Annotated in this window: 17 protein-coding genes and 1 pseudogene; 12 read left to right on the top strand and 6 right to left on the bottom strand. The window is 71.9% G+C overall.

Annotated features, from left to right (window positions below; genetic code table 11):
* Positions 1-217 precede the first annotated feature (217 nt).
* The 5 genes from ABT294_RS36990 to ABT294_RS37010 all read left to right on the top strand — a co-directional run bounded on the left by ABT294_RS36990 (position 218) and on the right by ABT294_RS37010 (position 6,116).
* A complete protein-coding gene (locus tag ABT294_RS36990) occupies positions 218-793 on the top strand; it encodes a hypothetical protein (RefSeq protein ID WP_350811054.1) in 576 nt (191 codons plus the stop codon).
* The gene (locus ABT294_RS36995) at positions 790-2,358 is read left to right on the top strand and encodes a hypothetical protein (RefSeq protein WP_350811055.1); all 1,569 of its coding nucleotides are present in this window, start codon (positions 790-792) and stop codon (positions 2,356-2,358) included. Before ABT294_RS36990 ends, ABT294_RS36995 begins: the two co-directional genes overlap by 4 nt.
* Complete coding sequence (locus ABT294_RS37000) at positions 2,345-3,313, top strand: polyprenyl synthetase family protein (protein ID WP_350811056.1); 969 nt, start codon at positions 2,345-2,347, stop codon at positions 3,311-3,313. The genes ABT294_RS36995 and ABT294_RS37000 overlap by 14 nt, the downstream gene beginning before the upstream one ends.
* A complete protein-coding gene (locus ABT294_RS37005; RefSeq protein ID WP_350811057.1) occupies positions 3,310-5,427 on the top strand; it encodes an FAD-dependent oxidoreductase in 2,118 nt (705 codons plus the stop codon). Before ABT294_RS37000 ends, ABT294_RS37005 begins: the two co-directional genes overlap by 4 nt.
* 224 nt (positions 5,428-5,651) lie before the next feature.
* Positions 5,652-6,116, top strand: coding sequence for a cupin domain-containing protein (locus ABT294_RS37010; RefSeq protein ID WP_350811058.1), 465 nt, complete (start codon positions 5,652-5,654; stop codon positions 6,114-6,116).
* Positions 6,117-6,153: 37 nt separating this feature from the next.
* On the opposite strand, the gene ABT294_RS37015 is transcribed toward ABT294_RS37010, so the two are convergent.
* A complete protein-coding gene (locus ABT294_RS37015; RefSeq protein WP_350811059.1) occupies positions 6,154-6,993 on the bottom strand; it encodes an aminoglycoside phosphotransferase family protein in 840 nt (279 codons plus the stop codon).
* Positions 6,994-7,191: 198 nt separating this feature from the next.
* Between ABT294_RS37015 and ABT294_RS37020 the strand changes: the two genes are divergently transcribed.
* The 3 genes from ABT294_RS37020 (at position 7,192) to ABT294_RS37030 (ending at position 12,650) form a co-directional block, all read left to right on the top strand.
* On the top strand, positions 7,192-7,983 hold the full coding sequence (locus ABT294_RS37020; RefSeq protein ID WP_350811060.1) for a hypothetical protein: 792 nt from the start codon (positions 7,192-7,194) through the stop codon (positions 7,981-7,983).
* A gap of 106 nt (positions 7,984-8,089) precedes the next feature.
* A complete protein-coding gene (locus ABT294_RS37025; RefSeq protein WP_350811061.1) occupies positions 8,090-12,418 on the top strand; it encodes a cation-translocating P-type ATPase in 4,329 nt (1,442 codons plus the stop codon).
* A gap of 94 nt (positions 12,419-12,512) precedes the next feature.
* On the top strand, positions 12,513-12,650 hold the full coding sequence (locus ABT294_RS37030; protein ID WP_350811062.1) for a hypothetical protein: 138 nt from the start codon (positions 12,513-12,515) through the stop codon (positions 12,648-12,650).
* A gap of 113 nt (positions 12,651-12,763) precedes the next feature.
* Here the strand turns inward: ABT294_RS37030 and rph are convergent, their stop codons facing one another.
* Positions 12,764-15,409 (bottom strand): rifamycin-inactivating phosphotransferase, encoded by a 2,646-nt coding sequence (gene rph, locus ABT294_RS37035; RefSeq protein WP_350811063.1) that lies wholly within the window; start codon positions 15,407-15,409, stop codon positions 12,764-12,766.
* Positions 15,410-15,537: 128 nt separating this feature from the next.
* Here rph and ABT294_RS37040 point away from each other — a divergent pair, with 128 nt between their 5' ends.
* Entirely contained in the window at positions 15,538-16,197 is a 660-nt protein-coding gene (locus ABT294_RS37040) for a TetR/AcrR family transcriptional regulator (RefSeq protein ID WP_350811064.1), read from the top strand.
* On the opposite strand, the gene ABT294_RS37045 is transcribed toward ABT294_RS37040, so the two are convergent.
* Together ABT294_RS37045 and ABT294_RS37050 are read right to left on the bottom strand one after the other, a co-directional pair.
* A complete protein-coding gene (locus tag ABT294_RS37045) occupies positions 16,194-16,898 on the bottom strand; it encodes a beta-ketoacyl-ACP reductase (RefSeq protein WP_350811065.1) in 705 nt (234 codons plus the stop codon). The two genes, ABT294_RS37040 and ABT294_RS37045, sit on opposite strands and share 4 nt — an antisense overlap.
* A gap of 57 nt (positions 16,899-16,955) precedes the next feature.
* Positions 16,956-18,296, bottom strand: a pseudogene (locus tag ABT294_RS37050) (2-isopropylmalate synthase); the annotation flags it as partial.
* 242 nt (positions 18,297-18,538) lie between these two features.
* On the opposite strand from ABT294_RS37050, the gene ABT294_RS37055 reads away from it, so the two are divergent.
* The 3 genes from ABT294_RS37055 (at position 18,539) to ABT294_RS37065 (ending at position 21,232) form a co-directional block, all read left to right on the top strand.
* Positions 18,539-19,420 carry a UbiA family prenyltransferase gene (locus ABT294_RS37055; RefSeq protein ID WP_350811066.1) on the top strand — a complete coding sequence of 294 codons (882 nt, stop codon included), beginning with the start codon at positions 18,539-18,541 and terminating at the stop codon, positions 19,418-19,420.
* Positions 19,421-19,616: 196 nt separating this feature from the next.
* Positions 19,617-20,558: a sensor histidine kinase gene (locus ABT294_RS37060; protein WP_350811067.1), complete on the top strand. Its 942-nt coding sequence runs from the start codon at positions 19,617-19,619 to the stop codon at positions 20,556-20,558.
* Positions 20,555-21,232, top strand: coding sequence for a response regulator (locus ABT294_RS37065; protein ID WP_350811068.1), 678 nt, complete (start codon positions 20,555-20,557; stop codon positions 21,230-21,232). The genes ABT294_RS37060 and ABT294_RS37065 overlap by 4 nt, the downstream gene beginning before the upstream one ends.
* A gap of 26 nt (positions 21,233-21,258) precedes the next feature.
* On the opposite strand, the gene ABT294_RS37070 is transcribed toward ABT294_RS37065, so the two are convergent.
* Both ABT294_RS37070 and cydB read right to left on the bottom strand, forming a co-directional pair.
* Positions 21,259-22,176, bottom strand: coding sequence for an aldo/keto reductase (locus tag ABT294_RS37070; RefSeq protein WP_350811069.1), 918 nt, complete (start codon positions 22,174-22,176; stop codon positions 21,259-21,261).
* Positions 22,177-22,224: 48 nt separating this feature from the next.
* Positions 22,225-23,232 (bottom strand): cytochrome d ubiquinol oxidase subunit II, encoded by a 1,008-nt coding sequence (cydB, locus tag ABT294_RS37075; protein WP_350811070.1) that lies wholly within the window; start codon positions 23,230-23,232, stop codon positions 22,225-22,227.
* Positions 23,233-23,237: the final 5 nt, after the last annotated feature.

A 23,237-nucleotide genomic window follows, 5' to 3' on the forward strand; every position in this document is an offset into this window, starting at 1 on the left:
TCTCTATCACCTCGGGCTGACTCCACGTCAGACTCTCACGAGTAAGGATCACGAAATATCGCCCTTTATCCCCTCTTTTCCTTTTTTCTGTTGACGAACTCCTCCGGTGTCCCCCGTTCGCCGCGAGCCCCGACCCGCGCGCGCCCGCCGGCTCCGCCCCGCGGTCAAGGAGTCGAACCCGCCCTTTCCTTCCTGTCACCGTCGCGAAAGGCGTCCCATGTCCGAGGAACCATCCGCACGGCCGCCGGCGCGGCCACGGCTCACCCGGCGGGCCTTCGTCCGCGTCGCAGGAACAGGCGCGACCGCGATGGTGCTCGCGGCCGGGATCGGCACGTCGCCCGCCCGCGCCGCGCCCGCGACGCTGTCGCCGCAGGAAGCCGACATGATCCTCCAGGTGGCGCGCGCGGGCGCGGTCTATCCCGCCGCCTTCCCCGCCTTCGGCGAGGAAGGTCCCGCGGTCCGGCGGGCCACCGCGGCCCGGCTCGCGGCGCGGCTGACCGAGTTGGACGCGCCACGCCTGGAGCTGGCACGGCAGGGCGCGCGGTCGCTGGTCTCGGCCGGCCTGCTGAACACCGGCCGCCCCAGGCTGCTGGCCGGAATCGCGCGCCAGGCGTCCGCGACGCAGGCTGCCGCGCCCGAACTGGTCGCCGTCGTCGCGCTGGCCGTGGCGACCGTCTCCGCGCACTTCGACCCCGCGTCGGACGCCGCCGCGTCCGTCTGGCTGAACGCGCTGCGCAACCTTCCGGCGCCTGACAGCCGCTTCAGCCCCCTGACGACGAGGAGACCGCGGTGAGAATCGCCGAGGAGAAGATGGCGGGGCTGGAACTCGCCAAGCAACGGCTGCTGGGCGCCCACGGCGACGACAGGAACTGCGTCGGCTTCGCCATCGGCTTCAGGGAGCGCGGCGGGGTGCGGAGCGACGAGCCGGTGGTCACCGTGATGGTGGCCAAGAAGCGTCCGGAAGGCTTCGTGTCCGGCCGCAGGCTGCTGCCGAGAACGGTCACCGTGGACGGCGTCGAGCACGCCGTCGACGTCGTGGAGACCGGGGTGATCAGGGCGGGCCGCGCGACACTCGACCCCCCGGTGCGGACGCTGGCCGCCCGGAGCATCACCGAGCGGATGCGGCCCGCGCGGCAGGGATGCGGCGTCGCCAACCTCCGCCAGGTGGGGAACTGGGTCGGCACCTTCGGCTGCGTCGTCCGCGACCGGACCGACCAGAGCCTGTGCATCCTGTCCAACAGCCACGTGCTGGCCCGCGGCGGCATGGCCGAAAGCGACGGCAAGGTCATCCCGGAGGAGATCGTCCAGCCGGGGACGCTCGACAACGGCGGCGCGGCGGACGTGATCGCCAAGCTGAAGCGGTTCGTCCCGTTCGGGGGCAGCAAGGACCAGCCCAACGAGACCGACGCGGCCATCGCACAGGTCCTCGACTCGTCGTTGGTGAGCGTCTCACAGGTGGCCCGCGACCTGATGGCGCCGCCCTCGGCGGCGCACCCCGCGATCGGCCTGTGCTTCGCGGGCTCCGACCAGACCGGTGTCGGCTTCGTCGTGCGGATCGCGCCGACCCTGAGCGGGCTCAACGTGGAGATGCTCAGCCCCGGCTCGACGGCCGAGGTGGACATCGACGACCACATCGAGAAGGTGGGGCGGACGACCGGCTACACCTCCAGCAAGGTGTTCGCGATCAACGCCGTGGTCCGCATCTCCATGGAAGAGCCGAAAGAGGACTTCTGGTTCCGCTGCATCGCCACCCGGGGGTTCCTCTGGGCGGGCGACTCGGGCTCGCTCGTCTGCCGCGGCGGTGACGGGAAGACGACGGTGCCGCCGGAGAAGCCGATCCCGTGCAACATCCTCGACAGCCTCGGCGGCTACTACGACCTGCCGCTCGTCGGCGACAGCGCGCTCGCCGACAAGGCCCGCGACAGCTTCCTCTACCAGAGCCAGGCCGGGCAGCTGATCGGGCAGCTCTTCTACATCAACTCCCAGGTCATCATCGACCGGGTACGCGGCAAAGAAGGCACCGACACCGAAAAGTCATACGCCGCGACTTATTACAAGAAATATCATGACTTTATTGCCAATTTGCTCGCTAATCCCAATTCGACAGCCGTGATCACCCAGGAGAACCTCAACGACGTCGCCTTCATCATCACGGGGCTCGAGCAGAGCCTGCTGACCCCGGAGGAGTCCAACGCCGCGACCACCCTGTTCAACGACGTGATGTCCCCGACCCTGGGCATGAACAGGGCGCAGGTCATCGCGTACATGAACACCGACGCCGTCTACCACAAGGTTCTCGACGCCGTCGCGAAGGCCCCGACGCTGGAGACGAACGCCTGGGTCGGTGTCGGCCACTGACGAGGCGGCCTCCCGGGACTCAGGGCGGCCCGCCTACACGGAGCACGTCGTCGCGCGGCTGCGGGAGCTGGCCTCCGGGCTGCCGGAGCCGCTGGGGCCGGTGGTGCGCGACCTGGCCGGGCGGCCGGGCAAGTGCCTGCGCTCGTCGCTGCTCGCCGCCTGCGCGGGGGCGTCGCCCGCGGTCCCCTCACGGCTGGTGCGGCTGGGTGCGCTGGTCGAACTGCTGCACATGGCCTCGCTGCTGCACGACGACGTGGTCGACCGCGCGCCCCTGCGCCGGGGCGGTCCCGCCGCGCACACGGTCGTCGGGGCCGAGACCGCGATGCTCGCCGGGCTCGCCTGCTTCTCCCTCGCGGGGACGGAGTCCGCGCAGCTCGGCCCCGGCGTCGCCGCCGCCACCGGGCGGACCGTCGCCGGGCTCGCCTACGGGGAGCTGCTCGACGTGGAGCGCGCGTTCGACACCGCACTCGGCCTGGACGACTACGTCGAGCTGGTGGAACGCAAGACCGGGGAGCTGTTCCGGCTGGCCTGCCTGCTCGGCGCGGCCGAGGCGGCGCTGGAACCGGAGGAGGGGGCCGTCCTGGGCCGGTTCGGGCTCGGGTTCGGGGTGGCGTTCCAGATCCTCGACGACTGCCTCGACCTGTCGACCGGGGAGGTCGACAAGGCGATCGGCACGGATCACGTCCTCGGGCTGTTCGGCGCGCCCACGCTGCTGGCGCTCCGCGCCGACGTCACCGGCGAGCTCGGCGCCCTGCTGCTCGCGCCCGACTTCGGCCGGGACGACGTGCCGAAGGCGCGTTCGCTGATCATCTCGCTCGGCGGCCTCGACCAGGCGGAGGACCTCGCACGCGAGCGCTACGCGCGGGCCACGGCCGAACTCGCCCAGCTCGCCGACGACGCCCTGCGCTCCCACGTGGCCTGCGCCGCGGACGCAGCCTGGGGAGGTTTCCGATGAGCGGCAACCGCGAGGCAGCGGTCGCGGGCACGGGGCCACCGGTCGGCGAGAGCCGCGAGGCGGATGTCGTGGTCGTCGGTGCGGGGCCGCCGGTTGGCGAGAGCCGCGAGACCGACGTCGTGGTCGTCGGTGCGGGGCCGGCCGGGAGCGTGGCGGCGGCCGCGCTGGCCGCGTCCGGACTGCGCACGGTGCTGGTCGGCGATGGCAGCGGGCACGGCCGGCAGTACGACGTGGTGCTGAGCGCCGTCGCGCTGGACGGCCTGGCGGCGATCCCCGGCGCGGACGCCGCACCGCTGCGTCGGCTGAACGCCGCCGACCTGGCCTTCGGTGCGGGATCGCCGCGGGAGCTGGCCGACGCTCCGATGGCGGTGTTCGCCCGGGACCGGCTGGACTCCTGGCTGCACGGCCTCGCCGAGGCGAACGGCGCCGAACCCCTCACCGGCCGCGTCGTCGCCGTCGAGGGAGACCGGGTCCTGGTCCGCCAGGGGCAGCGGGCGATGACGATCACCGCCGGGCACGTCGTCCTCGCGACAGGATGCGAACGTCCCGGCATCGCGCGGACACCCGTCGCGGGCGCGCTCCCCAGCGGAGTCGTGAGCACGCTCGCCGGCGGGGTCGCGTGCGCGCGGCGATATCGCGGCGTGCGCCTGGACGGCCGGTTGTCGCTGCGGCTGGCCGTCCCGCCGCGCACCGACGCGCGGGCGCGGCCCGCCTGCCTGTGGATCGTCCCCGGGGACGGCGACACCTGCACGATCGGCCTCGCCCGGATCGGCGACGGGACGGACTGCGAGGAGGCGCACGACCGAGCGGTCGCCGAGCTGATGAGACGCGACGACCGGTTCGCCGCGGCCACCCCGGCGGGACCGCCCGTGACCGGGCCCGTCAGCAGCGCCTTCGCCCCGGCGCGCACCGTGGAGGGCGGCTGCCTCCGGGTGGGGGACGCGGCCGGGCTGGCCAACCCGTTCACCGGGGAGGGACTGAGCCACACCGTGCACAGCGCCCTGTACGCGGCCGAGGCCATCGCCGCGCACCCGGACGACCCGGCGGCGGCACGCGACGCCTACGCGCGCAGACTGTCCGCCACGTTCGTCGGCTACTTCGAGACCGCACGGCACGCCGCGCACCGCTACCACCTGGCGTGGCGGATGCTGGAGGCCACGTCGGGCAGCGACAGCCCGCTGTTCGTCAAGGGACGGCGGGCGGTCCTGCTCCCCGAGGGGCTGGCCGGCGCCACCATGGCCGACCAGATCGAGCTGCCGGAGGCCGACGCGCTGGCGCTCGCCCCGTTCCTCGCCGCCTGCGACGAGGTGGCCCTGGCCGCCGTGCGCGAGGAGTGGCCGTTCATCGCCCGGCTGCTGCTCGCCGGGAGAGGCCCCGGCGAGGCCCGGATCCGCCCCGCGGTGCTGTTCGTCGCCGCGCTGGCCGCTGCGGGCGGCGTCCCGCAGGCTGCGCAGGTGACGGTCGGCTCCGCCGTCGAGCTGGCCATGCTCGGCGCGCTGGCGTTCCTCGGGCCGGGACGTCCCGCCGAACACACTGGCAGGGGCGTCGACTGGGGTACCACCACGACCGTGCTCGTGGGCGACTTCCTGCTGGCGCAGGCGACCCGGCTGGTGTCGGCCGAGGCCCCGGACGTCGCGTGGTCGTTCGCCGACTGGCTGACCGAGCTGACCTGCCTGCGCGGGGGCCGGCTCACCGACCCGCCCGGCGTCACCGCGGCCGACGTCTTCGCCGCCATGTTCGAGTTCCCTGCCAGACTGGGCGCGCAACTCGGCTGCGGCTCCCCCGCGCTCGTCGCGCGCCTGCGAGCCTTCGGACGGCACTGCGGGACGGCGTTCCTGCTCGCCGACGACATCCTCGCGCTGCGCGGACAACGGAACCGCCTGGACACCACGCCCGAGACCGCCATCACGGCGCGGATCTCCGCGATTCCCCACCTGCTCGGCCGTCCCGGTCACGGGCTCGCGGACGAGGAGCGGGCGCGGGCGGTGGAGGCCGCGGTGGCGGAGTGCCGGCGCGTCCGCGAGGCGGCGCTCGCGCTCCTTCCAGGGGTTCCCGGCGAGCTCTCCCGCCGCGTCCTGCGAGCCTTCGTCGACGCGATCACCGCCCCCGCGTGACACCCCCGCCTGCTGTCCTGCGACCGGCCGCCGGTCATCGACGTGATCACCGCCCCCGCTGTCCTCCGGGGGGCCTCCAGGACACGGGTCCGGTTGCGTTCCGCGTCGGTACGCGGCTTGCGGCGGGACGGCGGAGTTGACATCCGAAGAGATCCTCTGTCTAGACTTTCGGAATACGGATTCCGCATTCCGTATTATCGCACGTGCCAGAAGACGGAGACTCCATGTCGAAAGAGCGCTTCATCCTGCTGAGCCCCGGCGAGGTCCGGCCGAGCCGGATCCCTATCCCGCCCGCGTTCGCGATCAAGGCCAGGACCGAGGACACCGAGGGAAGGTTCTCCCTGCTGGAGGTGACCCTCGCGCGCGACATCCCGCGCCACGTCCACCACGAGGCCGACGAGTGCATCTTCGTGCTGGACGGCCTGCTCGAGGTGGAGTTCGACGACCGGACGGAGACGGTGCCCAAGGGCGGGTTCGTGCTGCTGCCGCACGGCGTCCCGCACGCCCTGCGCAAGGCGTCCACGCCGCCTCCGCGGATGGTGCAGATCTCCTCGCCGGGAGGCTGGGAGTGCTACGTCGAGGACCTGATCGAGGCCGGGCCCGCGGCCACCACGAGCGGGAAGTTCGACCCCGAGAAGCTCAACCGCATCGCCGCCAAGTACCACATCACCTACGAGGAGCAGGCGTGACGGACGCCGCCGCCCCTGCTCCTCGGAGCCGGTCCGGTCAGCGGTAGCCGGTCAGCCCGTCGTCCAGTTCGTGCTGGTCGCCGTCGCGCGCCGCGTACAGGGCCTGCTGGAGCGCGAACGTGCCGCGGATCGCCGCGACGCGTTCCGCCAGCCCGCGCGGCGCGCCGAGGCGGGAGACGACGGCGTCGAGCAGCGCGTCGCCGTAGCTGGCCGCGACGGCGGCGAGGTCCTCCGCCTGGTCCCCCAGGCAGACGTCGTCCCAGTCGACCACGCCGCTCAGCCGGGGCAGCCCGCCCACCCGCTCCCACAGGACGTTCTCGCCGCCGAGGTCGCCGTGCACCACGGCGGAGGTGAGGTGGGGAAGGCCGTCCAGCGCCGCGAGTTCGCGTTCGGCCCGCGCCCGTCCGGCGCCGGACATGAGCGCGAACAGCTCCGCCCGCACGTCCGCGGCGAACTCCCGCCACCTGTCGCGCGCGGCGTGCGGCAGGGCCTCGCGCACCGCCGTCCGCGCGCCCGCCGCGGCGAGCCCGGCGAACAGGGCGGCGTACCGGGCGGCCACCAGGTCGGCGACCTCGCGGCGGCGAAGCTCCTCCTGGGCCAGCGGCGCGCCGGGGACGCGGCTGAGCACCAGCCAGGAAGCCCCGTCATCGAGGGGGACGGGCGTGCGGACACCGAGGTCGAGCCCGGCGAGGACGCGGAGCACGGCGGCCCGCCGGGGCAGCCGGTCGCCTGCGGCCCCGGTCCGCGCGAAGCAGACGACCCGCTCCGCGCCGATCACCACGTCGTGGAACTGCCCCCGGTGGACGGAGAGCGCCGGCAGATCGTCGTCTGGCAGGAGCCCGCGCAGCAGGCCCCGATGGGCTTCGATCACGTCCATGGCAGACGAACCTACTCCACGGGGACGAGTCGACCTGAAGCGAATATGGGACGGCACAACCCGACATATAACCTCCGCCCGGAATAACTGGACCGGCGAGGGATAGGGACACATGGAGGGCTGCGCCGCGGCTCTCGGGTCCCGTCGTTCCCTGGCATGACGTCAGGGGTGGACTTTCCTCGTCCTGGAGGAGGAATCATGGCCGCCGCCCAGACGCGCCCGTCACGAGGGCGTCCGTCCACCGCTACCGCCGCGCCCGGACGGAAGGAGTCCGGCAGGCGGCTCACGCTGGACCTACCGATGATGACGGTCCAGCTCCGCGCACCCGACGTCCGGATGCCCCACATGGCCCTGCCGCACCTCGCGATGCCGCACGTGCCGATGCCGCCGCTGCCGCACATCGGCAAGCAGGAGGTCGGCCACGCGGTCGACATCGCCAAGTCGTTCCTCCCCGCTCCTGAGCGCGTCGCCTACTACGGAGTGCTCGGCGCCCTGGCCGTGTTCGGAGTGCTCGAATGGCCCGTCGCGGCCGCCATCGGCGCCGGGACGATCATCGCGCAGCGCGCGCGGAGGGAGGGTGCGCCCAAGGCGGCGGCGCGCAAGCCGCCGGAGCCCGCGCCCGCCGAGCCGCCGAAGCCCGCCGCGACGACCACGCGGAGGCGGGCCACCGCCACCACGGGAGCCAGGCGAACCACCGGAACCACCGCCACCAGAGCCAGGCGAACCACCGGAACCACCGGAACCACCGGAACCACGGAGACCACCGGGACCACCGCCACCAGAGCCAGGCGAGCCACCGGAACCACGGGAACCACCGGGACCACCGCCACCAGAGCCAGGCGAACCACGGGGACCACCGGGACCGCTGCCACCACGGGAGGCAGGCGGACCACGGGAACCACCGCCACCACGCGGCGCAGGACCGCCTCGACCTCCAGCACGTCGACCCAGCGGAAGACCACGGCCGGTCGTGCGCGGTCGGGCGGGTGAGCCCGGTTGGCAGCTGAACCGGACGACGGACAACTGAACGAAGCGTGTGCCCGCGCGGCTGTGCCTGGGCGCCCATCCACGGACGCCCTTGATAGGAGGCCGCACGGTGTGGTCCGGTCTGCTCACCGTTGACACGTTGCTGAACATGCTTCCCGAGCCGGTGCGGAGCATGGTTCCGCGCCCCCGCCGGGTGCAACCGTGCGCTGGCGGGGTCCGCGTCGAGCTGCGGGGCATCGGCGGCCAGGGAACCGAGCGGCTCGCGCGCGCTCTCGAGGAGCGGCTGCTGGCGTCGGGCGTGCCACGCGCCGAGGTGAACGGGGCGCTCGGCTGCGTGTTCGTCGGCGGGGACCTGTCCATGCTGGACATGGACAAGATCGTGGCGATCGTCGAGGAAGTCGACTCGGGCGCCGCGGTGCCCGCGCCCCGGGCGATCGACGGCGTGGAGCAGCAGGCCCGCTCCGCGATCAGCCTCGGCCTGCACCTCGTCGGCACCGGGGTGGCGCTGGTCGGCCGGGTCACCGGGCTCCCGAGGCTGCCCGCCACGGTCCCCAGCTTCCTCGCCCTGGTCGAGGACGTCCCGCGGGCCCGCCGCGAGCTGGAGCAGCGCCTCGGCAAGCCCGCCGCGGAGGCGCTGATGGTGACCACCCGGATCGTCTCCAACACGCTGGCCATGCGGCCCGTGGCGCTGCTGATCGACTCCGCCGCGGCGGCGGGCCGGTACGTCGACGCGCGCGCAGGTCGCCGCGCGTGGATGCTGCGCGAGAAGGACTTCGCCGCCAAGGACGGCGCCTACCGGCACACAAGGACCGCGGCGGCCTCGCGTGCGACCCTGCTGCCCCGCGGCCCCGTCGAGCGCTACGGCGACGCGGCCGGGGCGGCGGCGGTGGGCGCGCACGCCGTGACCACGGTCGTCAGCCGGAACCACCAGCGGGGCCTGTCGGTGCTCATCACGAGCTCCCCCAAGGCCGCCCGCCTGGGCAGGGAGGCCTTCACCAGCGCCACCGTGCGGGCCCTGGCGCGACGCCGCACGATCGTCCTCGACCGCGACGCCCTGGTCCGCATGGACCGCATCGACACGGTCGTCCTCGACACCGCCGTGCTCACCACGGGCGGCTGGACGCTCGACGGTGTCATCCAGCTCGTCCCGGACGCGGACCTGGACGACCTGCACGCCCGGCTGTTCACGCTCCTCGACCTCGCCGACCCCTCGGCCCGGCGCGAGCGCGACGGGTGGACCGCCGAGCCGTTCGACGCCGGAACAGCGGCCGCCGGGCAGATGGAGGTGTCCTCGCGGCTGGCCGAGTGGCGCGAGGAGGGGATCCGCCCGGTCGCGGTGTCGCACCAGGGCGTCCTGGTCGCCCTGGTGGGCCTGGCGCCGGAGCTGCACCCCATGGCCGAGGCCCTGGTGGCGGCGCCGGGGGGCGCGTGCGAGGTGGTGCTGGCCGGCGGCGAGCCCGGCCTGGGCCGGCGGCTCGGCGTGGCTCGGCTGGTCGACGGCGGGACGCGGCTGGCCATGTCGGTGCGGGCGCTGCAGGCCGAGGGGCGCGGCGTGGCCGTCGTGTCGCAGCGCTCGCGGCGCGGGCTGAGCCAGGCCGACCTGGGCATCGGCGTGCTCGGCGGGACGCGGCGGATTCCGTGGGACGCGGACGTGATGGGCGAGCTCGACGGCGTCCACCTGCTGCTGCGGTGCCTGCCGTGCGCCAGGAAGGCGAGCGCGCGGAGCGTGGGAGTGGCGGCGACGGGGGCGCTCGCCGGGGCGGGGCTGGCGTTCCTGGGCCCCCAGCGGACCGCGGTCCAGCGGGCGCAGCTGGCGCGCGACGGCCTGTCGCTGGCGGCTCTGGTCGCCGGGGAGTGGACGGCGCGTGGGTTGCGGCGGATGGCGCCGCCCATCCAGGTCGACCAGACGCCCTGGCACGCCATGGCGGTGCGGGACGTCCTGGAGCGGCTCCGCTCGTCGCCCAGCGGGCTGACCGAGGCGGAGGCCGCGGGCCGCAGGACGGCGCCGACGCGGCGAGAGGTCCTGGGGCCGGTGTCGCTGCTCGCCGCGTCCGCGGAAGAGCTCGCCAACCCGCTGACCCCGGTCCTCGCCGCGGGCGCGGGCGTGTCGGCGGCGGTCGGCTCGGCGCTGGACGCCGTGCTGATCGGCGGCGTGATGGTGGTCGACGCGGTGCTCGGCGGCGCGCAGCGGCGCGGCGCCGACCGGGCGGTGCACCGCCTCACCGAGATCACCGCCACCCGGGTGCGGCTGCGCCGCCCCGACGGCGGCGTGTCGGGCGTCGCCGACACCCTGGTGCCGGGGGACGTGATCGAGCTGCGCGCCGGTGACGCCGTGCCGGCGGACGGCAGGCTGATCCAGGCAACCGGCCTCGAAGTCGACGAGTCCACTCTCACCGGCGAGTCGCAGCTCGTCGCCAAGACGACGGTGCCGACCGCGGCGCCCGCGATCGCGGACCGCGTCTCGATGGTCTACCAGGGGACGACCGTCGCGGCGGGCCACGGCCTGGCCGTGGTCGTGGCCGTGGGCGACGCGACCGAGGCGGGCAGGACCGCCGTCCTGGCCGAGGAGGGGCCGCCGCCCAGCGGGGTGGAGCTGCGGCTCCGCGCGCTGAGCCGCAGGATCCTGCCCGCCGCGATCGGGTCGGGCGTGCTCCTGATGGTCCTGGACCTGCTGCGCGGCTCGCCCCTGTCGCAGGCGCTCGCCCCGGCGGTGAGCTTGATGGTGGCAGCGGTTCCGGAGGGGCTGCCGTTCGTCGCCACCGTGGCGGAGCTGGCCTCGGCCAAGCGGCTGTCGACGCGTAACACGCTGGTGCGCAACGCGTCGACGATCGAGGCGCTCGGCCGGGTGGACGTGCTCTGCTTCGACAAGACGGGCACCCTGACGCAGGGGCACATCAGCCTGGGCAGGGTGTCGGACGGGTGGACCGAGTCGGAGCCGGAGGGGCTGACGCCCCAGCTGCGGGCGATCGTCGGCGCGGCGCTGCGGGCGGGGCCCCGCTTCGGCGGCGGGCGCGCCATCCCGCACCCCACCGACCGGGCCGTGGTCGAGGGCGCCGACGCGCTCGGCATCACCCCCGTGGACGGGCTACGGGAGTGGACGCGCGTCGACGAACTGCCCTTCGAACCGGCGCGGGGCTACCACGCGGTGCTGGGCCTGTCGGAGTCCGGGCACCTGCTGAGCGTCAAGGGCGCTCCCGAGGTCGTGCTCACCCGCTGCGCGGACGTGATGCGCGGCGGGATGGCCGTCCCGCTGGACGAGGGGATCAGGCGGGAGCTGGAGCAGGAGGTGGACAGGCTGGCCCTGCAGGGCTACCGGGTGCTCGCCGTCGCGGAGCGAGCGGCTTCCAGCCACGCCGAGCTGGACGAGTCGCGCATCGAGAGGCTGCGCTTCCTGGGCTTCCTCGGCCTGGCCGACCCGGTCCGGCCGACGGCGAAGCGCAGCGTGGAGGGGCTGATGCGGGCCGGCGTCAGGGTCGTCATGATCACCGGCGACCATCCCAGCACGGCCGAGGCCATCGCCGCCGAGATCAACGCGCTGAACGGCCTGCGCGTGATGACCGGCCCCGAACTGGACGGCCTGGACGACGACGCGCTGGCCGTGGAGCTGCCGAAGGTGGCGGTCTTCGCGCGGGTCACCCCCGAGCACAAGGCGCGGATCGTCACCAACCTGCGCCGGGCGGGCAAGGTCGTGGCCGTCACGGGCGACGGCGCCAACGACGTGCCGGCGATCAGGCTCGCCGACGTGGGCGTCGCCCTCGGCTCCCGTGCCACGCCCGCCGCCCGGTCCGCCGCGGACCTCGTCGTGGTCGACGACCGCATCGAGACGATCATCGATGCCATCGTCGAGGGCCGGGCCATGTGGGGGTCGGTGCGCGACGCACTGGGCATCCTGCTCGGGGGCAACATCGGGGAGATCGCCTTCACCCTCGGCTCCAGCCTGCTCACGCGGCGTAGCGCGTTGAACGCCCGCCAGCTGCTGCTGGTCAACCTGCTCACCGACATGTTGCCCGCCATGGCGGTGGCGATCAGGCCGCCCAGCGCGGCCAGCCCGGAGAAGCTGCTCGCCGAGGGGCCGGAAGCCTCGCTCGGAGCCGCTCTGACGCGGGACATCTACCTGCGCGCGGTCACCACCGCGGCGGCGGCGACCGCGGCGTGGGTGCTGGCACGGATGACCGGAACCCGCTCCCGCGCCGACACCGTCGGGCTCGTCGGCCTGGTGAGCGCCCAGTTGCTGCAGACGGTGGCGCTGGGCGGCCGGGACCGGACGGTGCTGCTCGCCTCGCTGTCGTCGCTGGCCGTGCTGGCTGTGATCGTCTCGGTGCCGGGCCTCAGCCAGTTCTTCGGCAACCGTCCGATCGGGCCGTTCGGCTGGGGTATCGGGCTCGGCTGCGCCGCGGCCGCGACCCTGGCCGCCGGGGCGATCCAACGATCAAGTTGACAACCGTCATCGATAGTTCACTTTACGGTCACCTCCGCTACAGTTGCCGGGTCAGTTCACGGTGAAATATGCCTTTAACAGCACTGTTCTTAGCGTGAGGTACGAAGTGTCCGAATTCCTGGCTTCTGTAGCGGCCAAGGCGGCTTTCATGCTGCTCGAGGCGCTGATCATGCGCCTCGTCCAGGCCCTTGTCACGTCGCTCGTCCGGCCCGCCGGCCTCCGGCTGGTCTGACGAGGGCGGTATCACCACGTTCGCCGGCGAACCGCTCCAGCCGGCCGAGGTCGTCGGCCGTGCGCTGGAGGGACGCCGCGTCGAGGTTCTCCTCCAGGTGGGCGAGGGCCGGGTCACGAGTCCGACAGCAGCTCCACGTATCCCTCGCTGCCGTTCAGCCGGATGAGCTGCCCGTCCTTGATCCGCTCGGTGGCGTTCTCCACGCCGACGACCGCGGGGAGCCCGTACTCCCGGGCGACCACCGCGCCGTGGGTCATCACCCCGCCCACCTCCATCACGACGCCCTTCACCGAGACGAACAGCGGGGACCAGCTGGGATCGGTGAAGACCGTCACGAGGATGTCGCCCTCCTCCACCTGGGCGTCCTCCATCCTCATGACGACCCGTGCGCGGCCCTCGACCACGCCCGACGAGACCGCGACGCCCGCCAGCGCACCCTCTGGCAGGGCTCCGGTGTCGTACTCGCCGGAGATCACCTCTCCCTCTGAGGTGATCACCCGCGGCGGGGTCAGCTTCTGGTACGTCTCATGCGCCTCGCGCCGCTCGGTGATGAGGGCGTAGTCCAGCTGCCCGGTGTTCACCACGTTCCTGAACTCCTCGATGGACAGGAAGTAGACGTCCTCCGGCTCCTTGATCACTCCCTGCGCGACCAGCTTGCCCGCCTCGACGAGCAGCGCCCGCTTGTACAGTTCGAGCCGCAGCAGCAGGGCGTGCTTGGAGTACTCGCGGTAGCCGATGAAGTGGCGCACCAGGCTCATCTGCCGCGCCGCCTTCTTCGCCTTCCCCGACCCTCCGGGCAGCTGCCTCAGCCGCTCCAGCAGGCCGTTCATCATGCCTTCCGCGTCGGCGCGCCCGCGCTGCTCCTTGCGGGCCCGCTCCCCCGGCGCGAAGTTCCTGATGTTGCTGAGGATGAGCGGCACCAGCAGCGTCGGATCCTCGCTCCAGCGGGTCCTGGTGATGTCGATGTCCCCGGGGCAGTGCATGCCGTACTTGCGCAGGTACTCCTCGAAGGTGTGGCGGACGACGGCGCCGCCGTCAAGCCCGGCCAGCCCGGCGAAGAACGTCTCGCGCCCGGCCCTTTCCAGGTACTCCATGACGGCCGGATACTGCCGGACCACGTCGGCGACGTCCAGGAGCTCCAGGCCCATCGCCGCCACGACGTTGTGGTCGGCGGACTGGGCGACCACGTCGGCGGTGTTCTTCTCGCCCAGCCACTCCTCCATGTGCTTGTTGACCCAGTTCACCGACTGGATGCCGACGAACGCGGCCGCCACGCTGCGGGGGTCGAAGGTGAGGTCGGCCAGCACGTCGTGGTCCTCGATGATGTACGCGAACAGCTCGTCGCCCGACTTGCCGTCGATGCCGCGCCGCAGCCGCTCGACCGTCTCCTCGTTCTGCGCGATGAGCTCGGGGACGACGCGGGGGTCGTCCTCGCGGCCGAGCTTGAGGTACTGGCGCGCCACCGGCAGCGGCCCGCCCTTGCCGAAGTCCATCACCGACGTCTTGCCGTGCGCGAGGTCCTTGACGAACTCCTTCCTGCCCAGCACGGTGCGCAGGGCGTTGGCCATCAGGACGTCGACCTGGCCGAGGCTCTTGAGCGTGACCATCCTGGCCACGGGCGAGGTCAGCTCGTGGGACATGTCCTTGTAGAACCGGTTCCCCGCCACGGTGCCCGCCGAGCGGCCCAGCTTCTCGTGCAGCAGGGCGAAGAACGACAGGCCGAGGGGGGCGAAGGCGTCGGTCATCATCTGCCGGTGCCCGTACGACATGTACACGTGGTTCTTGCCGTCGTGGGCGGCGGGGATCGGGTACAGCGTGGTGATGGGACGGCTCTGCAGCACGTGCAGCACGCCGTCGGCCAGGCCCCACTCGATGTCCTGCGGGCGGCCGAAGTGCGCCTCGATCCGCCGCCCAAGGGCTTCCAGCTGGAGGATCTGCTCGTCGCCGAGGGTCTGCACGTGCTGCCGGGCGGCCTCGATCGGCCGCTCCTCCGTGCCGCCGTCGGCCGAGGCGCACAGCTCCATCGTCTGGACGGACACCTTCTTGTCGATGATCCGCCCCTCCCGCACCCGGTAGGTGTCGGCGTTGACCAGCCCGGAGACCATCGCCTCGCCCAGGCCGAAGCCGGCGTCGATGGAGAGCACCCTCCGGTTGGAGGTGACGGGGTCGGCGGTGAACATGATGCCCGCCGCGTCGGGGAAGACCATCCGCTGGACGACCACCGACACCCGGACGGCCCGGTGGCCGAACCCGCTCTTGATGCGGTAGGCCACGGCGCGGTCGGTGAACAGGGAGGCCCAGCACCGCCGCACGTCGCGGACCACCGACGCGGCCCCCCGGACGTTCAGGTAGGTGTCCTGCTGGCCGGCGAAGGAGCTCGACGGCAGGTCCTCGGCGGTCGCGCTGGACCGCACGGCGCAGGGGACGTCGTCGCCGCCGAGCCCGGCGAGGTGGCCGACGATGCCCTGCTCGATCCCGGCCGGGATGGGCAGGCTCTCGATGGCGGCGCGCAGGCGCGCGCAGGCGTCGGCGATGCCCGCCCGGTCGTCGGCCAGCAGGCCGGACAGCCCGTCGATGAGCCGGCCGACCTCGGGATCGCGCTCGACCACCGCCTGGTAGGCCTCCGTGGTGACGCAGAATCCGGCGGGCACGCGGACCCCGTCGATCGAGGACAGCTCTCCGAGGTTGGCGCCCTTCCCGCCGACCACGGCGAGCTGGGTTCTGTCGATCTCGTCGAAACCGAGTACGTAGGCACTCATGGCTGGAATCCCATCTGGCTCTTGTCGGGCAGTACCGCCGGGCGTGCGCGCCGAGGACAGCTCCGGCTCCTTCGCTGGATTACAATACAGTACATGCCTGAATTTAAATCTAGGGGACTGGTCGCCACATGACCGAGACGGCGGCTTCCGCGCGGCAACCCGGCCGGCCGCGCAGCCAGGAAGCGGACACGGCCATCCTCTGCGCGGCGCTCGACCTGCTGCTGGAGCGCGGGGCCGCCGAGACCAGCATCGAGCAGGTCGCGCAGCGCGCCGGAGTCACCAGGGCGACGATCTACCGCAGGTTCGCCGACAAGACCGCTCTGCTGATCCAGTCGATCGAGGCGGTGCACGAGGAGGACGGCCTCGCCCCCCTGGAGTGGCCCGACATCGACCGGATGCTCGACGACTGGGCCGGCTATCTCAGCCGGCCGGGCAACCGCCGCATGCTCCGCCGGCTCTACGGCGCGGTGGACGACTACCCCGAACTGCTGCGGACGTACCGCGACTCCCACGGCGGGCGGCGCGCCTCAGCCGAGCGCGCCACGCTGGCCCGCGCCGTCGCCGACGGCCAGTTCCCGCCGGAGCAGGACGTGGAGGTCCTGCAGCAGGTGCTCAACGGCGCGGTCCTGCACCATCTCGGCGCGCGTCCCGACACCGAGAACGCCGTCGAGGTCAAGACCTTCCTGTCGGCCGTCCTCCAGCAGACCGGCTACCGGCCGCCCGCGGACAACGCGAAGCGCCCCCGCCACGAGGGGCGGGGGCGCCAAGCGGGGGCGGCGGCCGTCTAGTGGCCCATCGACGCGCCCCCGTCGACCGGGATGACGGCGCCCGTGAGGTAGGACGCCTGGGGCGAGGCCACGAACCTGACGACCTCCGCGATCTCCTCGGGGCTCGCCATCCGCTGCAGCGGGATCGTCGCGCACATCTCGGCGATGCGCTTCTCCGGCAGGACGGCCGTCATGGCGGTGTCGGTGAGGCCGGGGGCGATCACGTTCACCGTGATGCCACGCTTGCCGAACTCCCAGGCGAGGGAGCGGGCGAACCCGACCAGACCGGCCTTGGAGGCGGCGTAGTTGCTCTGCCCCTGCTCGCCCCGCAGGCCCACCGTCGAGGAGATGAACACGATGCGGCCGCGCCTGGCCTTGAGCATGGCCGGCGCCACCTGCCTGACCACGCGGAAGGCGCCCTTGAGGTTGGCGTCCAGGGTGGCCTCGAAGTCCTCCTCGGTCATGCGCAGCAGGAGCTTGTCGCGGGTGATGCCGGCGTTGGCGACGAGGACCTCCACCGGGCCGTGCAGGCTCTGCACCTCCGAGACGGCGCGTTCGACGTCGGCGGGCGAGGTGACGTCGCAGGAGACCCCCGCGAGGTCGGCCGGCGGCTCGCTCGTCCGGTAGGTGACGGCGACCTTGTCGCCGTCGGCGGCGAAGGCGCGCGCCACGGCCAGGCCGATGCCCCGGCTGCCCCCGGTGACGAGGACGGAACGACTCACGGTCTCTCCCTAGGAATCGGCGGGAATATGCGATTTTTCGGAGGGGTACGTATCCCCGTATTTACGTATAAAAGCGTCCGCGATCCGCTCGGGAGTGATCTCTCCGCCTTCGGCGTCCGCAAGAGACTGGATCACATTGGCGAATTCACGTTGCCGCTCGATCGGGACCTCCACCCCGTGGTGGGCGTTCAACACGTAGGCGACCCCGCCCTTGCCGGATTGGCTGTTGATCCGCACCATCGCCTCGTACGAGCGGCCGACTTCGGACGGGTCCAGCGGCAGGTACGGCACCTGCCACGGCAGCTCGTCTGGGGCCACCCCGGCCTCGGCGGCCTCGCGGTCGTGCGCGGCCAGCCCCTTCTTGATCGCGTCCTGATGGGAGCCGGAGAAGGCGGTGTAGACCAGACCGCCGGCGTAGGGGTGGCGGGGATGCACCGCCATCCGGGTGCAGCGCTCGAAGGTCTCTTTGACGGCGTCGATGTCAGAGAAGTCGATCCCGGGGTCAATACCCTGCGTCAGCAGGTTCATCCCCAGCGTGACCAGGCAGACGTTGCCCGCCCGCTCGCCGTTTCCGAACAGGCAGCCCTCGATCCGCTCCGCACCCGCCAGCAGGGCCAGTTCGGCGGAGGCGACCGCCGTCCCGCGGTCGTTGTGCGGGTGGATGGACAGGCAGACGTGCTCCCGCCTGGACAGGTTGCGGTCGAGCCACTCGATCTGGTCGGCGAAGACGTGCGGGTGCGAGCGCTCCACCGTGGACGGGAAATTGAGGATCATCGGACGTCCGAAATCAGGCTGCCAGACGTCCATCACCGACTCGCAGACGTCCAGCGCGAAGTCGGGCTCGGACTCGTTGAACACCTCCGGGGAGTACTGGAAGCGGAGGTCGCATCCGGCGAGAGTACGCTCCGCGTACTTCATCATCAGCCGGGTGCCGCGCACGGCCATGTCCTTGCACTCGTCGCGGGTCATGCCGAACACGACCCGCCTGAACACCGGCGCGATGGCGTTGTACAGGTGGATCGTGGCCCTGGGCGCGCCCTTCAGGCTCTCGACGGTCTGCCTGATCAGCTCGTCGCGGGCGGGGACGAGCACCGTGATCCACACGTCGTCGGGGATGCGGTTCTGCTCGATGAGCATTCGGACGAACGCGTGGTCGTCCCGGCTGGCCATCGGGAAGCCGACTTCGATCTCCTTGTAGCCCATCGCCACCAGCAGCTCGAACATCTCCAGCTTGCGGGCCGGGTCCATCGGGGTGGGGAGGGCCTGGTTGCCGTCGCGCAGGTCGGTGGAGAGCCAGCGGGGGGCGGTGACGGCGCGCCGGTCGGGCCAGGCACGGTCGGGAAGCGATAGCGGCACGAATTCCCGATAGCGCCCTGCGGATATTCGAGGAGATTTCACGGCCGCTTTCCCTTTCTCGCGTCTACTACCGGGGGCAAAGCCGTGATTTACGCTACAACCGGGTCGCGGGGCTCAACAAGTATCGTCCGGAATATCGGAAGTAGTAGACGGGACTACAACCTTCAATGCCCTACTTAACTTCCATCAATAATCACTGGAACATCGGGTTCATGCCAAGCCTTCGGACCTCCCCCGGGCATCCGCCTGCCCTCCGCGTCAGAAGCGGTGTCAGCCTGTTGCGGATGTGCCTGATCGAGACCCGTCCCTCCGTCCTCGTGATGTTCTCACTGCGCTTCGCCGCCGGCGCCACCCTGGGGGCGCAGGCCCTCGACGTCCGGGGCGGCACCCCGTGGCAGATGGTGGGCACCGGCCTGGTCTGGGTCACGGCGATCTTCGCGGTCTACCTGTTCAACGGCGTGATGGACGTCACGGAGGACCGCGCCAACGGCTCCGCGAGGCCGATCGCGCGGGGCGAGCTGGAGCCCGACGTCGCCTTCGCGGTAGCCCGCGGCGCCGCGCTGCTCTCGCTGGCGGGCGCCGCCCTGCTGCCCTCGCCGATCGCCTGGATGGTGCTCATCCTGCTGGCCCTGGGATACGCCTACTCGGGCCCGCCGTTCCACCTGAAGCGCAGATCGGGCCCCGCCGCCGCGATCGGCATGCTCGCCTGCCTCCTGACGTACGCGGCCGGCTTCGTCGTGCAGTCGGACGAGTGCTGGGTCGCCCGCGCGGAGCCGCTGGTGGTCTTCACCCTGGCCGTCTCCCTGTGGACCGGGCTCGTCGGCATCCTCACCAAGGATCTTTCCGATATCGAGGGAGACGCGGAAGCCGGAAGGTCTACTCTCGGAGTGACGCGCGGAGAGGAGACGGTACGGCTGCTCGCCGCGGGGGCCGCGCTGGCCACCGCGACCGCGTTCGGGGCGGTCGTGCTCCTGCTTGACCTGCCGCTGGTCGGGGCGGTCGTGACGATGTTCGTGGGGGCGATCGTCGTCACCGTGGTGACACTCGGGCCGCTTTCGCGGGGCGACCGTGCACACCGGCGGCGTCCGTATCGTGCGTTTATGACTACGCAGTATGGAGTTCATCTGATTTTAGTCGTAGTCATGGCATATCCTCCTGTTGCCTGACCAACATAAATGGGTAAAAATGGGCCATCCGGTTTCCCTAGGTCCGGAGGCGGCCTTGATGGGGAGTCACGCTCGTAACACTAAAGACTTCACAGCCCTAGTAGACAGCTGTCGCGACCAGATCCTCGCCGAATACACGCGCAGGCTCAGAGTCGAATGTGCGTCGCTGGTGCGGGAGTCTGCCACGCTGCGTCAATTGATTGCGAACGCCGAAGAGATTCTGGCCGACGTGGTGACGGCGCTGGAGGCAGGCAAGGTCCGCACAGACGACTCCTACAGCCGCCTGGCCTGGGACATCGGGGCCGACAGGGCACAGGCCGGCATCCATCCCAAGGAGTCCCTGGAGGCGGCGTCGATCTTCTTCAGGGTCGCCCTGCCGGCCCTGAGCGAGTCGATGGTCGCGCTACCCGACTTCGCCCGGCTGTTCAACATCGTGGCACTGAGCCTGGAGCACAGCATCTCGGCCAGGATCCGCGCGGCGTCGGCCGCCTACACGGGGTTCCTCCTGAACAGGGTGCACGACGTGCAGGTGGAGGAGCGGCACCGCATCGCCAGGGAGCTGCACGACCGGATCGGCCACGGCATCAGCGTCGCCCACCAGCAGCTCGAACTGCACGAGTTCAACCGCCTCAGCGAGCCGGCCAGGGCCTCGGGCAACGTCAAGCTCGCCGAGCAGGCCATCCAGGAGACGATGCAGAACCTGCGGCAGGTGACGTCGGAGCTGCACCCCAACGAGCCGCTGAAGAGCCTGGAGAAGGCGTTGCTCTGCTACCTCGAAACCGTCGACACCCGTGAGGTGACCGTCCGGCTGCACGTCAACGGCGACGAGACGTGGGCGCCGCCCGAGGTGCGGGACGAGTCCTTCCTCATCTTCCGCGAGGGCGTGCGCAACGCGCTGGCCCACGCGCGGGCCTCGGTGATCCTCATCCAGATCGACATCGCCCCGCACGAGATGCGGGGCACCGTCCAGGACAACGGCCGGGGGTTCGCGCAGGAGGGGGTGTCGGGCTCGGCGATGGGACTGAGATCGATGCGGGAACGGGCCGAGCTGCTCGGAGGTTCGGTGGTGGTGTCGAGCGAACAGGGCAAGGGCACCACGGTCGACTTCCACGTGCCGCTGCACGAGGCGAACTTATGAGCAGATCCGGCCAGCTGACCACGATCGGCATCGTCGACGACCACGCCCTCTTCCGCGAGGGCCTGCGGGAGATCCTCGAGGCGAGCGACGACCTGGAGGTGGTGGGCGAGGCGGGCGACTCGGCCGAGGCGCTGACGATGGTGGCCGACAAGCGTCCGAACGTCCTCATGCTCGACATCGAGATCCCCGGTGACGGCGTCCTCGACACCGTCGCCCGAATCCGGGTCATCTCACCCGAGACCAAGGTCATCGTCCTGAGCATGTACGACGGGCCCCAGCTGCTGCGCCGGCTGCTGTCGTCGGGAATCCGCGGCTACCTGCTGAAGAGCGTGCACAGGGAGGAGGTGATCTCCGCCATCAAGAGCGTCGTCAGCGACCCGGACCGGCTCGTGCTGGCCGTCTCGCGCGACAGCCTCGCCCAGCTGCACGGCCCGTCGCCGAACGTCCTCACCGACAAGGAGCGGCAGGTTCTGGAGTTCGCCGCGCAGGCTCTCAGCAACCAGCAGATCGCCACCCGGCTCGGCCTGACCGAGGCGACCGTCAAGCGGCACCTGCGCAACATCTTCGTCAAGCTCGGCGCGGTCTCCCGCATCGACGCGGTCAACCGGGCGATCGCCGCGTCGCTGATCACCGCTCCGCGGGACCCGGGAGCGGTGCCGAAGGGATTCGGCTAGCGCCACCGCCCTGACCTGCCAGCGCATCACGCGACTCCCGGGGAGAAGACCTCGGCCAGGCGGTCGCACGTCTCCCGCGACAGCTCCACGCCCGTCGAGGCGATGTTCATCTCCAGCTGGATCGGGTCGTGCGCGCTGGGCACCGGGACGACGTCGTCGTTCCTCGACAGCAGCCAGGCCAGGGCGAGACGGCTGATGCCGATGTCCAGGTCGGCCGCGATCGCCTCCGCCTCGCGCAGCATGCGCCCGGCGTCGGGGACGACGCTCGGCGACAGGCCCGGGTCCATCCGTCGCGGGTCGTGCGGGTCGAGCTGCTCAGGCGAGGGCAGCCCGCCGCCGAGCAGGCCGCGGCCCAGCGGGCTGCGGGCGACGATACCGATGCCCAGCTCCCGCGCCACGGGCAGGTGCTCCTTCTCGGCCGCCTGCCGCCAGAGCGAGTACTCCGTCGCGAGCACCGTGACGGGGTGGACGGCGTGGGCCAGGCGCACCTGGCCCGGCTCCCCGTCGACCAGCCCGATGTAGCGGATCTTCCCCTCGCTGACGAGCTCCGCCAGCTCGGCGACGCTGTTCTCGATCCGCGCCCACGGCTGGACGCGCAGGTAGTAGATGTCGATGTAGTCGACACCGAATCGCGACAGCGTGTCGTCGCAGGAACGCCGCAGCCGCCCCGACCCGTCGGTGCGCCGCGAACCGGCCCACTGGCAGGTGGCGAGCAGCATCTCCGCGCGCTGCTCGGACAGCGCCCTGCCGATCAGGGGTTCCAGCTGGCTGCCCGCGCCCAGGTCGCTGACGTCGAACATGGTGATCCCGGAGCTGATGGCGTGGTAGACGATGGCCATCGACGCGGCCGGGTCGATCCGCCCCTGGGAGCCGGTGAGAGCCGCCGCGCCCAGGCCGATGCAGGATGAGATCGGCCCGGCCTTACCCAGTCTTCTGTGCCTCATGGGATCACCTCCGTTGTCGTCTGCATGGGATGTGACCTCACAGGCACGTCACAGGTATGTCGGCGGGCGGCTGCCCGCTCTCACGCGGAAGGCCCACCAGCTCACCATCTGGAAGGCGGTCAGCAGCGGGATCATCAGCACCGCGACGGGCAGGAGCAGCTGGAGGGTCGCGGTGTCGGCCACGGCGTGGGCGATGGGCAGGCTGGGCCCGCCGTCGCGCGCCGAGGACAGCAGGTTCGGGTACAGGCCGAACCCGACGATGAGCACGGGCAGCCCGGCCGCGCAGCAACTGGCCGCGAACGCCAGCCGGGGGGCGCGCCGGGTCAGCGCCAGGGCGGCCACGCCGAGCGCGACGACCAGCGCCGCGGCCGGCAGGGCCGCCGCCCAGCCGCGGGCGCTCACTCCCCCGGCGGCGCCCAGCACGGCCGTGGCGACGGCGAGCACGGCCGCCGCGGCGAGCAGCGACCGCCCGGTGCGGGTCGCGCGCTCACGCAGCGCGTCACGGGTCCGCATGGCGATGAAGGCCGCGCCGTGCCCGGCGAACAGTGTCAGCGTCGTCGCCGCGCACAGCAGCACGAACGGGTCGAGGAGCTCGGCGGCGCCGACGGCGAAGGTGCCCCGCGCGGTCATCGGCAGCCCGTGCAGCAGCAGGCCGAGCACGATCCCCCAGCCCGCGGCGGCCACCAGCCCGCCGACCAGGGCCAGCGTGTCCCAGACCGCCCGCGCCGCGCGGCTGCCGTGCCTGCTGCGCAACTGGACGGAGACGGTGCCGAGGACCACCGCGCCGACGATGACCGCGATCGGCGCGTACATCCCGGTGAACAGCGCGCCTTCCAGCTTGGGGAAGGCGCCCATGAGCACGCCGGCGGTGGCCACCAGCCACACCTCGTTGCCGAGGAAGAACGGCCCGAAGGAGTTGAGCGCGAGCCGCCGCTCGGACTCGCCGTGGGCGAGCCCGCGCTGCAGCATCTGCACGCCGTAGTCGTAGCCACCGAGGACGAAGTAGCCGACGAGCAGCAGCCCCAGCAGCAACAGCCAGATCGTTTCCAGGCTCATGAGTC

This window comes from Nonomuraea sp. NPDC000554 (assembly GCF_040300065.1).
Lineage (GTDB): Bacteria > Actinomycetota > Actinomycetes > Streptosporangiales > Streptosporangiaceae > Nonomuraea.

Bases quoted from the DNA above. Each gene is read 5' to 3' on its own strand.
- ABT294_RS36990 (WP_350811054.1), top strand. From the start codon at position 218: ATGTCCGAGGAACCATCCGCACGGCCGCCGGCGCGGCCACGGCTCACC.
- ABT294_RS37005 (WP_350811057.1), top strand. From the start codon at position 3,310: ATGAGCGGCAACCGCGAGGCAGCGGTCGCGGGCACGGGGCCACCGGTC.
- ABT294_RS37010 (WP_350811058.1), top strand. From the start codon at position 5,652: ATGTCGAAAGAGCGCTTCATCCTGCTGAGCCCCGGCGAGGTCCGGCCG.
- ABT294_RS37015 (WP_350811059.1), bottom strand. From the start codon at position 6,993: ATGGACGTGATCGAAGCCCATCGGGGCCTGCTGCGCGGGCTCCTGCCA.
- ABT294_RS37020 (WP_350811060.1), top strand. From the start codon at position 7,192: ATGGCCGCCGCCCAGACGCGCCCGTCACGAGGGCGTCCGTCCACCGCT.
- rph (WP_350811063.1), bottom strand. From the start codon at position 15,409: ATGAGTGCCTACGTACTCGGTTTCGACGAGATCGACAGAACCCAGCTC.
- ABT294_RS37040 (WP_350811064.1), top strand. From the start codon at position 15,538: ATGACCGAGACGGCGGCTTCCGCGCGGCAACCCGGCCGGCCGCGCAGC.
- ABT294_RS37055 (WP_350811066.1), top strand. From the start codon at position 18,539: ATGTGCCTGATCGAGACCCGTCCCTCCGTCCTCGTGATGTTCTCACTG.
- ABT294_RS37065 (WP_350811068.1), top strand. From the start codon at position 20,555: ATGAGCAGATCCGGCCAGCTGACCACGATCGGCATCGTCGACGACCAC.
- ABT294_RS37070 (WP_350811069.1), bottom strand. From the start codon at position 22,176: ATGAGGCACAGAAGACTGGGTAAGGCCGGGCCGATCTCATCCTGCATC.
- cydB (WP_350811070.1), bottom strand. From the start codon at position 23,232: ATGAGCCTGGAAACGATCTGGCTGTTGCTGCTGGGGCTGCTGCTCGTC.